This window comes from Dorea sp. AF36-15AT (assembly GCF_003477705.1).
GTDB classification, from domain to species: Bacteria; Bacillota; Clostridia; order Lachnospirales; family Lachnospiraceae; genus Claveliimonas; species Claveliimonas ammoniilytica.
The window spans coordinates 375,420-389,015 of sequence record NZ_QUDV01000001.1 but is presented as its reverse complement, the minus strand read 5'-3'; the positions used below and the strand labels follow the sequence as shown (position 1 = coordinate 389,015).

General features: G+C 44.4%; 16 protein-coding genes. All 16 read right to left on the bottom strand.

Annotated elements, in window-relative coordinates; translation table 11 throughout:
• Nucleotides 1-46: 46 nt before the first annotated feature.
• The 16 genes from DWZ93_RS01740 to der all read right to left on the bottom strand — a co-directional run bounded on the left by DWZ93_RS01740 (nt 47) and on the right by der (nt 13,555).
• Nucleotides 47-1,588, bottom strand: coding sequence for an extracellular solute-binding protein (locus DWZ93_RS01740; protein WP_243061058.1), 1,542 nt, complete (start codon nt 1,586-1,588; stop codon nt 47-49).
• Nucleotides 1,585-2,379, bottom strand: a complete 795-nt coding sequence (locus tag DWZ93_RS01735; protein ID WP_118451826.1) for an ABC transporter permease — start codon at nt 2,377-2,379, stop codon at nt 1,585-1,587. Before DWZ93_RS01735 ends, DWZ93_RS01740 begins: the two co-directional genes overlap by 4 nt.
• Nucleotides 2,379-3,173, bottom strand: a complete 795-nt coding sequence (locus DWZ93_RS01730) for an ABC transporter permease (protein WP_118451825.1) — start codon at nt 3,171-3,173, stop codon at nt 2,379-2,381. The genes DWZ93_RS01735 and DWZ93_RS01730 overlap by 1 nt, the downstream gene beginning before the upstream one ends.
• A gap of 12 nt (nt 3,174-3,185) precedes the next feature.
• A complete protein-coding gene (locus DWZ93_RS01725; protein WP_118384302.1) occupies nt 3,186-4,625 on the bottom strand; it encodes an ABC transporter ATP-binding protein in 1,440 nt (479 codons plus the stop codon).
• Nucleotides 4,626-4,648: 23 nt separating this feature from the next.
• Nucleotides 4,649-5,206: a cupin domain-containing protein gene (locus DWZ93_RS01720; RefSeq protein ID WP_118384303.1), complete on the bottom strand. Its 558-nt coding sequence runs from the start codon at nt 5,204-5,206 to the stop codon at nt 4,649-4,651.
• Between the two features lie 233 nt (nt 5,207-5,439).
• Nucleotides 5,440-6,069, bottom strand: a complete 630-nt coding sequence (locus tag DWZ93_RS01715; RefSeq protein ID WP_118451824.1) for a SpoIIIAH-like family protein — start codon at nt 6,067-6,069, stop codon at nt 5,440-5,442.
• A gap of 24 nt (nt 6,070-6,093) precedes the next feature.
• Complete coding sequence (locus tag DWZ93_RS01710; protein ID WP_243061057.1) at nt 6,094-6,729, bottom strand: stage III sporulation protein AG; 636 nt, start codon at nt 6,727-6,729, stop codon at nt 6,094-6,096.
• Complete coding sequence (locus tag DWZ93_RS01705; protein ID WP_118384305.1) at nt 6,719-7,063, bottom strand: stage III sporulation protein AF; 345 nt, start codon at nt 7,061-7,063, stop codon at nt 6,719-6,721. Before DWZ93_RS01705 ends, DWZ93_RS01710 begins: the two co-directional genes overlap by 11 nt.
• Before the next feature lie 11 nt (nt 7,064-7,074).
• Entirely contained in the window at nt 7,075-8,280 is a 1,206-nt protein-coding gene (locus DWZ93_RS01700; protein WP_118451823.1) for a stage III sporulation protein AE, read from the bottom strand.
• Entirely contained in the window at nt 8,277-8,663 is a 387-nt protein-coding gene (gene spoIIIAD, locus DWZ93_RS01695; protein WP_118384315.1) for a stage III sporulation protein AD, read from the bottom strand. Before spoIIIAD ends, DWZ93_RS01700 begins: the two co-directional genes overlap by 4 nt.
• A 75-nt stretch (nt 8,664-8,738) precedes the next feature.
• The gene (gene spoIIIAC / locus DWZ93_RS01690) at nt 8,739-8,933 is read right to left on the bottom strand and encodes a stage III sporulation protein AC (protein WP_118384307.1); all 195 of its coding nucleotides are present in this window, start codon (nt 8,931-8,933) and stop codon (nt 8,739-8,741) included.
• Nucleotides 8,934-8,944: 11 nt separating this feature from the next.
• The gene (locus DWZ93_RS01685) at nt 8,945-9,463 is read right to left on the bottom strand and encodes a stage III sporulation protein AB (protein WP_118451822.1); all 519 of its coding nucleotides are present in this window, start codon (nt 9,461-9,463) and stop codon (nt 8,945-8,947) included.
• 22 nt (nt 9,464-9,485) lie between these two features.
• The gene (gene spoIIIAA, locus DWZ93_RS01680) at nt 9,486-10,418 is read right to left on the bottom strand and encodes a stage III sporulation protein AA (protein WP_243061055.1); all 933 of its coding nucleotides are present in this window, start codon (nt 10,416-10,418) and stop codon (nt 9,486-9,488) included.
• Between the two features lie 119 nt (nt 10,419-10,537).
• Nucleotides 10,538-11,548, bottom strand: coding sequence for an NAD(P)H-dependent glycerol-3-phosphate dehydrogenase (locus DWZ93_RS01675; protein ID WP_118384310.1), 1,011 nt, complete (start codon nt 11,546-11,548; stop codon nt 10,538-10,540).
• A 31-nt stretch (nt 11,549-11,579) separates the two neighbouring features.
• The gene (plsY, locus tag DWZ93_RS01670) at nt 11,580-12,224 is read right to left on the bottom strand and encodes a glycerol-3-phosphate 1-O-acyltransferase PlsY (RefSeq protein ID WP_118451820.1); all 645 of its coding nucleotides are present in this window, start codon (nt 12,222-12,224) and stop codon (nt 11,580-11,582) included.
• Between the two features lie 2 nt (nt 12,225-12,226).
• On the bottom strand, nt 12,227-13,555 hold the full coding sequence (gene der / locus DWZ93_RS01665; RefSeq protein WP_118384312.1) for a ribosome biogenesis GTPase Der: 1,329 nt from the start codon (nt 13,553-13,555) through the stop codon (nt 12,227-12,229).
• Between the last annotated feature and the right edge of the window lie 41 nt (nt 13,556-13,596).

Below are 13,596 nucleotides of genomic sequence, written 5' to 3'. Positions count from 1 at the left end.
ATTTTACGCTGTTTTTTAGTATATCATAAGATTCAAAAATCTACAATCACAGGTTTCCTCTCTGACGAACTTTCTTACGGATCATAAGACCTGCAAGCAACAGAACTCCCGTTCCTGCAAGCCCCCATACCAAGATTGGTATATCCCTCACATCATAGCATCGGACGCTGATCCACATTTGGTTGATTTCCTGATTCTGTGTATCATCAAAATTCAGCATGATCGATGATCTGGAAATAGCGTCCTGATCCGGATACTGTGCAAACAACTGTCGGTCCACCTGATCAGTCGGTGCATGGATCACATATTCTCCTTCTGTCCCTTCTCCTGAGAAGAAATAACTCAGGTCATACGGTGTCACATCCGTCTCATCATCCTCAGCGCCGTAACACCAGTCTGCATATTCAAAAATCCGTGGGTCATTACCGCCGGCAATCACCGATGTATATCCTACATAATTCATATTACGGATCACATTGTCCGGTCTGGATGTAAAATTAATAAATGCTTCTGCTGCCTGCTGCTTTGCAGCGTCATCATGAACTCCACTCTTTAACATCACCCAGCCGTCAAAATAAATATTCGTTGCCTCTTCCGGTACCGCAAATTCCAGTGGAAAATCATCCTCATCTGCCTGATCCAGTGTATACACCCCATCGCCTGACCACTGAAGATTAGCCACTACCTTTCCGGTGATCATATCTGCCTTACCGGAATCTGACTCAAAGGAGAATGCATTCTTCTTCACATCCTGAAGATATTCCTGCACTTCTGCAATGGTCTCCGGTGATGCATCATTCATTTCTTTTTCCAGATTATCATGGTAATTCGGGTCATTCTTAAATGCATCTGATGTTAAAAGATCTGATTTTAAAGCTCCCAGTGCCGCAAAATAAGAATCCCTCACATTGTCCTTGATCGTAATCTGACTTTTATACTTTGGATCATCCAGAATCTTCCAGCTGGAAGCCTCTTCTCTGGTCACCTCTTCCGGATTATATACAATACCGGTCAGTCCCCACATATAACCTGCAGCGTATTTACTCCAGGATTCTCCATCTACTTTGCTGTTATCATATACCGATTTAATATATGGGGATACTCCATTAATATAGTAGTTCTCCGGATCGGAAGTATCGAAAAAATGATCTGACAGAGGTTCCAGTCTTCCCTCTTTCATCAGCTTCATGATCATATATTCGGAAGGACATATCAGATCATAAGTATCTCCCAGTGTCAGCATATTATACAGATCCTCATTGGTTCCATAGGTCGAATACTCCACCTTTACGTGAATACCATAAGTCTCGTAATACCAGTCCTCAAAATCCTCCACCATAGAATTCTCACCGATGATGTCTCCACTCTCCAGATCAATGGTATCCTCTTCGTCCCAGTCACCCTCATCCAGATACTCTTCCCAGTTACTGATTCTAAGTGTCACTGTCTTTTCATTTGTTGCTTTTTTATCTGCTTTTTTATCATCTGCAGCCTTTACCTGCATACCACCAGACAAAGTAAGACCAAGGCTCAGAATTAATCCAAAGATAATGCTGCTCTTTATTCCTGATTTCATTCCTGCCATCATGATCCTCTCCTTTCTGCCCTGTGAGACCGTATATTCATAATCAATACCAGTAGCACAACACACACAAATATTACTGTAGAAAGTGCCCATAGTGCTGTCTTGATATTGGTCTGCGCACCCTTGGTTGCATTTACCACATAGGTACTGATCGTATCAAAGGTTGCCGGCTTCGTGTAAGTTGCCACAAAATAATCATCCAGCGACAGCGTTACAGACAACGCAAATCCGGATACGATACCTGGCATGATCTGTGGAATCACAACCCTGGTAAGTGCCGTAAACGGTGTTGCCCCAAGATCCAACGCCGCCTCATAGATACTGGAATCCATCTGTTTTAGCTTCGGAATCACCGACAAGAATACAAACGGCGCACAAAGTGTCACATGTCCTGCTACCAGCGGAATAAATGTGTCCTTGCTGATTCCAAGTACCACTACCAGTAAGATACAGATAGAAAATCCGGTCACTACATCCGCATTCACTACAGGAATCTGATTCAATGTATTTAACATAGTTGCGGTTCTCTTCTTAGAATAGAAAGAACCGATGGCCCCTACTGTTCCAAGTATCGTTGCCAGTGCCGATGCTCCCAGTGCCAGTGCAATGGTTCCTGTGATCATATTCACCAGCTCCGGTGTTGAAAATAACGTCACATAGTTATGCATGGAGAATCCACGGATTGCCCCAATATTCGTTGATTTCGTAAAACTGTAGACTGCCAGCACAAGAATCGGCAGATACAGAAATGCGAGCACAAGTCCTATAAATATCATTTTTCCAGTCTTTTTCATTACAGCAAGGAACCTCCTCTCGCATTTTCATCTTCCTGCCCTCCGCCAAGCAGTGTAAACAGACAGATAATTGCCAGAAGTACCAGTGCGATCATCGATCCGCCATGCCAGTTGTATGCAGAGAAATAACTTCCTATCAGGCTGCCCATAATATAGGTACTGTTATACAGCATATCCAGTACTACATAGTTGGTCATTGCCGGAAGAAACACCATTGATACGCCGCTGATGATTCCCGGAACGGATAATGGTAATGTCACTCTTAAGAATGCCTGCATCTCTCCCGCCCCCAGGTCCCTTGCTGCTTCCAGCAGCGAGCCATCCAGACGGGATATGGTCGTATAGATCGGTAATATCATAAACGGAAGAAAATCATAAGTCATACCAATAACCGTATTCAGAAATGGGTGATATGCAAGATTTCCTTCGATAAATGTCAGAATCTCTTTCAACGCGGTAATACGCAGGGAGAAATTGATCCACATCGGCATCACAAATAAAAGCAGGATCACCGTCTTAGACTTCCATTTGCTGATTGCCAGAATATATGCTGTTGGATAAGCCAAAAGCAGACAGACTACTGTCGTCACGATTGCCACGCCAAAGCTGTAAAACAACGTGCCAAGTGTATTAGGATTGGTAAAAAATCCCACCAGATTCATAACCGTAAACTCGCCCTGTCCATTGGTAAATGCATAATACACAAGTACCAGCAGCGGCATTGCTACAAACAGCAGCAAGAATATAGCATACGGTATTCCCAGTGTTTTTCTGGAAAATGTTCTTCTGTGCATTTTGCGTTCCTCCTACCTTTTTACTGTAAATTTCATTTTGTCAACCGGCATGATCAGCCCCACCTGGTCATCCATATTCCACAGGTATTCATCATCCACAACAAAATCATGCTCCAGATCCGTATGAATGACATAGCTATAGTGGTCTCCCTCGTAGATCAGATTACTGATATATCCCTGTACCAGTCCTTCCTCCTGCTCATCTGTCATACGGATATCCCTCGGCTGGATTGCTGCTGTCACACGGATCTTTCTGGTGTCAATCTCTATGCCATTAGAATCTACCAGATCACCATCTTCATCAAAATAACTGCCCTTAATAATATCAGTCAGACTCACATCCAGAACATTATCATTGTATTCCAGTTCTTTATTCTTATTAATCTCAACCTTAAAGAAGTTGGTGTGATCTTCTGTTATCATCAGATGGATATTGTCAGGCTCCACTGTAATGCCCACGCGCTGACCTACCTTCGCCACATTGACTGACTGAGCTACGATCTCATTTTTACCGGACTCGATCGTAATCTCATAATGCATTCCCTTAAAGATCACAGATGTCACCGTACCACGGATCGTTCCATTTTCAGGAGCAACGATCTGCACATCCTCCGGTCTCACGACTGCTGTAATGTGTGTACCTTCCTTCATATCATCCACACAGACAAATTCGCCACCGCAGAAACGAGCTTTCAACTTTCCTGTTACAATTCCGTTAAAGATATTACTCTCTCCGATAAAATCTGCTACGAATGCATTGATCGGCTCATTATAAATGTCTTCCGGTGTGCCGATCTGTTGCATCTTACCTTCCGACATAACCACAATCTTATCTGACATGGTAAGTGCCTCTTCCTGGTCATGGGTTACGTAGATAAACGTAATACCAAGCTCTCTGTGCATGGCTTTCAGTTCTAACTGCATCTCCTTACGCATCTTCAGATCCAGTGCGCCAAGAGGCTCATCCAGAAGCAGAATCTGCGGTTCATTGACAACCGCTCTTGCAATTGCCACACGCTGCTGCTGACCTCCGGACAGTGTACTCACGCTCCGGTTCTCAAATCCTTCCAGATCCACAAGTTCCAATGCTTTCTTAACCTTTTTTACAATTTTACTCTTTGGTGTGTTTTTCTGCTTCAATCCAAATGCGATATTGTCAAAAATATTCATATGCGGAAATAATGCATAACGCTGAAAAACCGTATTGATCGGCCGCTTATTCGGCGGCAATTCTGTGATCGACTTTCCATTTAACAGAATCTCGCCTCCTGATGGAATATCAAATCCTGCGATCATGCGGAGCGTCGTTGTCTTGCCGCATCCTGATGGCCCAAGAAATGTAATGAACTCACCCTGTTTTACCTCCAGATTAAAGTCGGAAACTGCAGTAAATCCATCCTCATATGTTTTGGTAATATGTTTTAATTCAATGATATTCTTTGTGTTCTCCATCTTTATCCCCCATTCTGCTTTCTCTAAAAATTAGGTGGTGTACTAACCCATATGAATTTTGCCGGCCTGCTGCCCGGGTTCTCGATCCAGTGTTTCTCCTTTGCAGGATAATAAAAACTGTTTCCCGCTTTTACCTGATAGACCTTCTCTCCCAGATGCAGCTTCACTCTTCCCGAAATAAGATACCCGAATTCCTCACCGCTGTGCGGTTTATCTTCATCCAGTCGCTGATGCGGCGCAATCGTCACAAGAAGCGGCTCCATCTGATACTTCTGTGCTGTCGGCACGATCCATTGTATCTGATTACCGACATCATCAACCTTTTCAAAAAATCCATTTTCAGAAAAAACGATCTGTTCTTCTTCTGTCTCTTTAAAGAAATCTGATGCCGTTGTTCCCAGACATTCAATCAGATCCAGCAGCGTTCCTACTGACGGTGATACCTGTCCCCGTTCAAGCTGGGAAATGAATCCCTTGGTAAGCTCTGTTCTGTCTGCCAATTCCTGCTGTGTCAGTCCGTTCTGATTGCGCAGATCTTTAATCTTTCTCCCGATATGTTCATTCACGTATTCCAGTTCCATACCGTTCCTTCTTTCCTTTTGTAACTTTTATTTTGAATCACAATATTTCTAAACCCAAAATATGTTTTCACTAAACTTTCACACGATTCTGATTATACTACTAATAAACTTTTTGTCAATTATTTCCATCATAATTCTTGTTAAAAATACGTTAAAAAGTCCCTGAATATCACTCTTCTGATCTTCAGAGACTTTCTGATCTTTCTCATTGCTTTTCCAACTCGTTTTTTAATTTAATTTTCTGTTGCTGCAACCGGATTAATTACAATATTTTCTGCTGCTACTCCCGTTTTTCTGGTAACAATATCCTCAATCTGCGCCCGATTCGCCTCAGACAGTTCTGCCGCACTGACTACCACGTCTGCCCCATCAGAAGTAAGACTTACCACTGCTTCTTTGAATCCTTTCGACGCCAGCATTGTCTCTGCTGCCGCTTCTTTTTCCGCCAGATCTGTCATCAAAAGGAGCTGATCCACTGCCTCCTGCTTCTGCGCATCACTGAGATTCTTATTATCAATGATTTCCATCAAAGATTCTTTGTTCTTTGCCCGCACCTGTTCTCGGGTTACCTTTGCTTCTGCCACCACTGCGCTGGCATTGCCACTGGTCAGAACCGCTTCACCCGGCGTTCCATCCACGGTACCATCTTCCTCATTATCATTGCTCTTAATATCTCCATTTGCTGCCGACAGATCTTCCTCCGAAATATCCAGAAGCTCCATATTAGCAAGGTCACTGCTGGTCTCCTTAGACTGATTCTTCCCTCCCAGCAATTTGCCGGAATAATTCAGATATCCTGCTGCTGCGATCATAATTGCAAGTCCCGCGATCACCAGTTGATTTCTCCGCACCCTATGCTTCACACTACTTTCCTCCTTGCGATGAATTTAATTACGTTTCATTACCTTTATTTTATGCGTGTCTATCTCGAATAATGCCTGAACGGCTTCTATAATATTCTCTACTGCCACCGGGTCATCACCACCTTCTGCTATTACGATGACTCCGGCCACCTCCGGTGTCAGTTCTTTTGTCACATAAGGCGCTCCCTGGCTGCTTTCACCACCATCATAGATTGCTGTCTGGGAACTCCGACTCTGAATCGTACTTCTGCTGCCACCCTGACTGTCTGACTCCTTCACTGACTCACTCTCCGACTCACTGTCTGCGCCAAGAATCTTTTCTGAAGAAGATGCCATGGTGATCATAACCTCTGTCTGTCCTACCCCATGTACTTCCGACAGAACCTTCGCCAGTTTCTGTTCCAAATAATCTGCATATGTTTCCGCGTTACCATTTCCGGCCATTTCATTTGAAGTATTATCCGAGGGATCTTTCGTTTTACCAGAATGCATTAATCCCATTTCCGCATCACCCTCCCCAGAGAACGGCACTGCAATTACCAACAAAAGAATGCCTGTAAGCAGTATAATCAGTAGACGGTCTTTTCTATGACACAGATCCTTACATTTCCCGACAAGCTTTTTCCAGTCTATCTTCGGTACCTGCTTCTTATCTTCCAATCCGAATCTCCCCCACTTCTATCCGCCCTGCTTCTGTTTGCTCCTCTTCTGATTCTTCCAGACTTTTCTCCACATCTTCCTCCTCAAGTTCTGCTGACTTTGTCTCAATCTGCTCCACCATCTCTGTATACTTTTTTTCAGCTTCAGTCATGAATCCTGTCGTATCTGTTCCAAATATCCGAAACACCGGAACAAGCATAAAAAGAATCAGAACGATTCCCGTGTACAGCCTGATATACTTCTGGTACTGTTTTCCAGCCGCAAGCTGCATAATCACCGAAATCAGTACCATCACATATGCAATCTGGCGAACCCACTCATATAATTTTTCCATTTAATCCCTCATCACATTCCTGTTGTATAGGTCACAATAGCAACCGTCACCAGAAATAAAATCCCGGTAACAAAGATACAATTCATAAGCATCTTGCAGCCTTCGCCTACACCACTGATGCATTCTATGATTCTTTTATCCGATACAGGCTGGACCAGTGCTGCTGCAAGCTTGTACCCAAGTGTGATCATCGCAAGCTGCAATAATGGTGCAAGGCAGAGTACAAGACACAGGAACATTCCAACGATACCGATACTGTTTTTTATCAGCACAGCGGTGCCAAGGGCAACCTCTGCCGTACCGCCAAGCAGATCTCCTACCCCCGGAACCATCTCCATTCCTCTTGTCACTGCACTTCGTTTCACAGTATCAATTGCCGGTCCAAGCATCCCCTGTATCACATTTAACCCGATCATGCCACCCATCAGAGTCTTAAGTCCCCAGCCGATTGCCGTCTCCAGAAGCTCTGCAAATTTAGACAGATAATCTTCTGACTGCAAGCTGTTCATCACCCTTATTATCACATACATATGAATTCCCGGTACGATCAGATGAAGTAGCAACTCTTCAATTACTACAATAAGAATAATCGCAAGATGATAAAATGCAAGGGAACTGATGCTTCCCTTCGCGACTGTAACTGCTGCAAAGTACACCGGATACAACACCTTCATAAAACCTGTCAACGTATGCACTCCATTTGCCATCCATTCCGATGCTGCCTGAAATGATGCCAGACAGATTCCCATCACAAGAAGATAGATCATATAAAAGCTAATCTGTGATACCTGCCTGGTCTGAAATATATCAGAAAAACCGATGAATACTGCTGATGCAATCGCCAAAAGAATCAGATATAAAATGCTTTTTCTGTTCACCTCCCAGGCTCCGAGTATCCTCTCCCGTAGCATTTCTTTTATAGCATCTCGGCCAACATCCGTATTTCCTATCATAATCTGTCTGACCGCATCCGCAAATTCCATCCTTTCCTGTGGAAAAAGGTCTTCCATCATCCGATCAATATCTGTAAAATCCATTGATTCCAACAGTTCCATATTCTGCGTCTTGTCTGATATCTGCACGTCTTCAGTCTCACTGGCATATACTATACCCATACTCTCCGTTTTTTCCTGCCACCACAAGGCTGCTATCACCGTCATCGCCAACATACTTATTCTTACCAGAAGAATTCTCCCGTATGAGCTCTGTTTTTTCATGTCAGGAATTCTCCGATTGCCTGTAGTACCATCAACAGTATCGGAACGCTTAATACCATAATTAACAGTTTTCCGAACATCTCAATCTGTACTGCAACCGTCTGATATCCAGCATCCTTACATATACTCGAAGCAAGCTCTGCTGCATATGTGATTCCGATCATTTTCAACATTGTGCGAATATAAACTCCATCTAATCCTATGGTATCTCCAATCTCACGCACAGTATCCACCAACACTTCCAACTGTCCAAGTACTGCTGTGAAAATCAGCACACTCACTCCCAGTGCAATATATGTACTGTATTCTGTTTTTCCGCCCTTAAACTGCACCGCCAGAAGTACACCCGCCACTCCCAGTACTGCAACCTGCAGCATATTCATATACATCCCCCATTTCCACATCTATTACAGATAAAATTTCGAATCGACATATCTCCCGTAGTAGTCTAACACTGCTCAGAGGGAAAACAGATCCCGTATGGATTCAAACAGATCATAAATATATGGCACGATCCAGAATAATACCAGAATCAGTCCTGCAAGACTCGTCAGAAACGCCTGTTCTTCTCTTCCACTATGCTTCAACACCTGTCCCAGTACTGACACCAGAATACCCACCGCCGCTATCTTAAATATCAGATTTACCCCCATGTATCCTCCTCTTATATCAGCATCACCGCAATCAGAATACCGCCGATCACTCCCAGACTACGATACAGCTTTTTCTTTTCACCAAGCATCGACTGTCTTTCCTTTATGGCATCTGCAAATTCTTCCAGATAACGATCCAGATAACGAATCTGCATTTCTATATCCGCATGTCCAAGAAAACTGCCAAGTTCCATAAGCCGCTGTCTCTCCTTTTCCGGGATCATATTTTCTGTCAGATGAATTTCCACTCCCTGACTCCATATTTCCACCAGATTCCCTCCATCTTTTCTGCACATCCGATCTGCCATTTCGGAAAGCCATCTGTCATATGGCTCTTTCACTTCTCTCGCAAGCCTTCTGAAAATGTCAGGAAGCATCGTTCTCGAATACCACAATTCTCCTCGAAGCCGTAGCATCAGTCCCTGCAGATATCTCATTTCCTGACAGATCCTGTCCTGCTCCCAGGCAAGGCAGCCTCCAAGCAGGCTTCCTGCCAAAATAATGAGAAATCCTCCCGTAAGCTTCAGCATAGCATCACTCTTTCTACAGACTTCAACATATTTTTGTTCCCTGATGATCGTAGACTCCCTCCAGCTGTCCTATCCGTTCTCCACGGCAAAGCACAACATATCGTTCAAATAACTGCATCCGAAAGAAATCTTCAAATAATGGTTTGTCTCGAATCTCCTGATAACTCTCTCCATGTACCGTCGCAAGCGTTCTGCAACCACAGTGCATGGCATAGCGAAGAATCCCAACTTCTTCTGCGCTTCCAATCTCATCCACCGCGATCACCTCTGGTCCCATACTCCGGATCAGCATCAGCATACCATCTGTCTTCGGGCATGCATCCAGAAGATCCGTTCGGACTCCAAGATCATTCTGTCTGATTCCAAGATAACACCCTCCAAGCTCTGACCGTTCATCCACCACCCCAACTGTCTTTCCTTTTAAATGATCACATCCATTCGCAATCTGTCGGATCATGTCTCTGAGAAGAGTCGTCTTGCCACATCCGGGCGGTGCAATGATCAGTGTGCTGTATACATTGCCCTGACTCGTCAGATATGGCATCACAGCATCCGCACAGCCTCTGACCTGGTGTGCAACACGGATATTCACCGATGAAATATATCGGAAATTACGTACGCCATTCTGTTCCATTATGACCTGTCCGGCAATCCCGATCCGATGACCCCCTTCAATGGTAATATATCCCTGCTTCAGTTCCTGTTCATACGCATACAGAGAATAGCCTGTCGCATACTGAATCGTCTCCTGTACCTCCTCCGGCGTTATCATACAGTTCTCCTTCGTTTTAAGCGTATGCTCCTGTCCGTCACAATAAAATAATACTTTCTGACCTGCCCGAAGCCTGATCTCCTGCAAAACATCCTTATCCGATATCTGTGCAGATAACGGATCTCTGATTCGCAGCGGCAAGATTTTCCAGATACTTTCCAGATTATTTGTCTTGTTATTCACCTTTGTCCACCTCTTTACCCCATTATATTGGGACACACTGGAAAATATGCATAGAAAAAGCGCCGGGATCATCCCGACGCCTTCCTAAATTATTCTTATTTTATACTATAGCCAGTCCGTTAGCTCCACGGCTTCGCTGTATGCTCCGGTTTACCACTACGCATCATCAGATCATTCACAGCCTCTGCTGCATCTTTTCCTTCAAAAAGAACTGCATTGACCTGTTCTACAATCGGCATATCCACGCCATATTTCTTACCAAGCTTAACTGCTGCCTTGGTAGAAAAAACACCTTCCACCACCATCTTGACTTCGTCCATAGCTTCCTGCATGGTTCTGCCCTGTCCGATCAGGTATCCGGCTTTGCGGTTACGGCTGTGCACGCTGGCACAGGTTACGATCAGATCGCCAACTCCGGTAAGACCGGTAAAGCTTTCAATAGCTCCACCCATCTCAACACCCAGTCTTGAGATTTCATGAATACCCCTGGTAATCAATGCTGCTTTTGCATTATCTCCGTATCCAAGTCCATCCGCAATACCTGCAGCCAATGCGATCACATTCTTCAATGATCCACCAAGCTCCATGCCAAGCATATCCGGGCTTGTATACACACGAAAGACTTCATTCATAAATAATCCCTGCAGATATTCCGCAGTCTCACGTGTCTTCGCACCCACTACCACGCTGGTCGGAAGTCCTCTTCCTACTTCTTCTGCATGGCTTGGTCCTGAAAGAACTGCCACATCCGCATCCGGTAATTCCTCTTCAATCTGCTGGCTCAAAGTCATCAGTGTATTCTCTTCAATACCTTTCGCCACATCTACAACAATCTGTCCTTTGGTAAGGTACGGTCTGATCTTAGCAGCTGTGCTTCGTACCGCTGTAGACGGCACCGCCATGATCAACACCTCTTTACCTGTAACTGCCTCTTCCAAATCTCCGGTAAATCTCATCGTCTCCGGCAGCTTCACTCCCGGAAGCTTTGACTTATGTTCTCTGGTTCTGCTTAGCTCTTCCGCTTCCTCCGGTCTGTGCGACCATTCTGTCACTGCATGCCCATTCTTATCCAGAAGCAATGCCAGTGCAGTTCCCCAACTTCCTGCTCCGATTACTCCGATATTTGCCATCTTATACCTCCTTATCAGATCATACTCCCGATTATGATTTCTTACCTACTGATAATTTATTCTCCGTACCATTCATCAGACGGACAATATTCGCCTTATGCTTATAGAATGCAGAAATCACTAACAATACGGCAATCCCATAGATCTCATAGAGATGTCCGCCAGTCACATGATATCCACCCATCTGTCCATACACGATTACACAGATCATGTAGGTCACAACAAGTGTAAGTGATCCGGCAGACACATATTTTGTGCATATTGTTACTCCTAGGAAAGCTACTACACAGATCAGTGTGATCCACCAATTGGTCGTACTGGCAATCAGCCCTGCTGTAACTGCAATCCCTTTTCCTCCTCTAAAATTCATATAAAATGGATAATTGTGACCCAGTACGACTCCCATACCGGTATACATAGCAAGTACCTGTATGATATCTGCATGTGTCTTTCCAAAAATCAAGTGAACTAACACTACTGCAATGATACATTTGAACGAGTCTCCCAAGAATGTAATCACTCCGGCTTTCCAGCCAAGTGTCCTCAGAACATTCGTCGTTCCTGCATTACCGCTTCCATATTTGCGGATATCCAGATGCTGGCTTTTGCCATAGAGATATCCGGTCTGGATCAGACCAAACACATATCCGATCACCAAACATATCAATCGTTCCATAGTTACTGATCTTTCTCCTTTCTCTCGCGGATAAAGAATTTCAGTGCAGTTCCACGGAAACCAAATGCTTCTCTGATCCGGTTCTCCAGATATCTGGTATAGGAGAAATGCATCAGTTCTTTGTCGTTCACAAATATTACAAATGTCGGCGGCTTGATCGCTACCTGTGTAATATAGTAGAGCTTCAATCTCTTACCCTTATCTGACGGCGGCTGCTGCATCGCTACCGCTTCTGTCATGATCTCATTCAACACACCTGTTGCGATGCGAAGTGTCTGATTCTCTATTACCATATCGATTACATCGAACATCTTCGGCAACCGCTGTCCGGTCTCAGCAGATACATACATAATCTCTGCATAAGGAATAAATGACAGCACCTGACGGATCTTACTCTCATATTCACGCATGGTCTTGTCATTTTTCTCAATGGCATCCCACTTGTTAACCACAATGATAATACCCTTTCCACGCTCATGTGCAATACCTGCAATCTTGGCATCCTGTTCTGTTACACCCTCTGTAGCGTCAATCACTACCAGCACCACATCGGCACGCTCTACCGCTGTTACGGTACGGATGATACTGTACCGCTCCAGTTCTTCTTTGATCTTATTTTTTCTGCGAAGTCCTGCGGTATCAATGAACACATATTCCTTGCCATTATGCACAATCTCAGTGTCAATGGCATCACGAGTGGTTCCTGCCACATTGGACACGATCACACGCTGCTTGCCGACCAGACGGTTCACGATCGAAGACTTGCCTACGTTAGGCTTACCTACGATAGCTACACGTGGGCGCTCATCCTCTTCTTCCTCACCTGTATGCTCTGGAAAATGTGCAACCACTTCATCCAGAAAATCTCCCAGACCCAGTCTTGAAGATGCAGAAATCGGCACCGGATCCCCGATACCCAGATTATAGAACTCGTATACATCCGGCATGAACTTGTCAAAGTTATCTACTTTATTAACCGTCAGCACGACCGGCTTACCGGAACGGCGCAGAAGATCTGCTACCTTAAAATCCGCATCGATCAGACCCTGACGCACATCTGTGATAAAAACGATCACATCTGCTGTGTCAATGGCAATCTGTGCCTGCTCCCTCATCTGCGAAATAATAATATCTTTACTCTCCGGTTCAATACCGCCGGTATCTATCAGTGTAAAATCCCGGTCCAGCCAGTTCACGTCCGCATAGATGCGGTCTCTTGTAACACCCGGAGTATCTTTCACGATTGAAATCATCTCTCCTGCCAGTACATTGAACAATGTAGACTTACCTACATTCGGTCTTCCAACGATGGCTACTACTGGTTTTCCCATAACTTCCTCCTCTAAATCAATTTAGCTATCGCTCATTATAA

Excerpts from the sequence above, each read along its gene's own strand:
- DWZ93_RS01740 (WP_243061058.1), bottom strand. The coding sequence starts at position 1,588 with ATGATGGCAGGAATGAAATCAGGAATAAAGAGCAGCATTATCTTTGGA.
- DWZ93_RS01735 (WP_118451826.1), bottom strand. The coding sequence starts at position 2,379 with ATGAAAAAGACTGGAAAAATGATATTTATAGGACTTGTGCTCGCATTT.
- DWZ93_RS01730 (WP_118451825.1), bottom strand. The coding sequence starts at position 3,173 with ATGCACAGAAGAACATTTTCCAGAAAAACACTGGGAATACCGTATGCT.
- DWZ93_RS01725 (WP_118384302.1), bottom strand. The coding sequence starts at position 4,625 with ATGGAGAACACAAAGAATATCATTGAATTAAAACATATTACCAAAACA.
- DWZ93_RS01720 (WP_118384303.1), bottom strand. The coding sequence starts at position 5,206 with ATGGAACTGGAATACGTGAATGAACATATCGGGAGAAAGATTAAAGAT.
- DWZ93_RS01705 (WP_118384305.1), bottom strand. The coding sequence starts at position 7,063 with ATGGAAAAATTATATGAGTGGGTTCGCCAGATTGCATATGTGATGGTA.
- DWZ93_RS01700 (WP_118451823.1), bottom strand. The coding sequence starts at position 8,280 with ATGAAAAAACAGAGCTCATACGGGAGAATTCTTCTGGTAAGAATAAGT.
- spoIIIAD (WP_118384315.1), bottom strand. The coding sequence starts at position 8,663 with ATGAATATGCTGCAGGTTGCAGTACTGGGAGTGGCGGGTGTACTTCTG.
- spoIIIAC (WP_118384307.1), bottom strand. The coding sequence starts at position 8,933 with ATGGGGGTAAATCTGATATTTAAGATAGCGGCGGTGGGTATTCTGGTG.
- DWZ93_RS01685 (WP_118451822.1), bottom strand. The coding sequence starts at position 9,463 with ATGCTGAAGCTTACGGGAGGATTTCTCATTATTTTGGCAGGAAGCCTG.
- DWZ93_RS01675 (WP_118384310.1), bottom strand. The coding sequence starts at position 11,548 with ATGGCAAATATCGGAGTAATCGGAGCAGGAAGTTGGGGAACTGCACTG.
- plsY (WP_118451820.1), bottom strand. The coding sequence starts at position 12,224 with ATGGAACGATTGATATGTTTGGTGATCGGATATGTGTTTGGTCTGATC.
- der (WP_118384312.1), bottom strand. The coding sequence starts at position 13,555 with ATGGGAAAACCAGTAGTAGCCATCGTTGGAAGACCGAATGTAGGTAAG.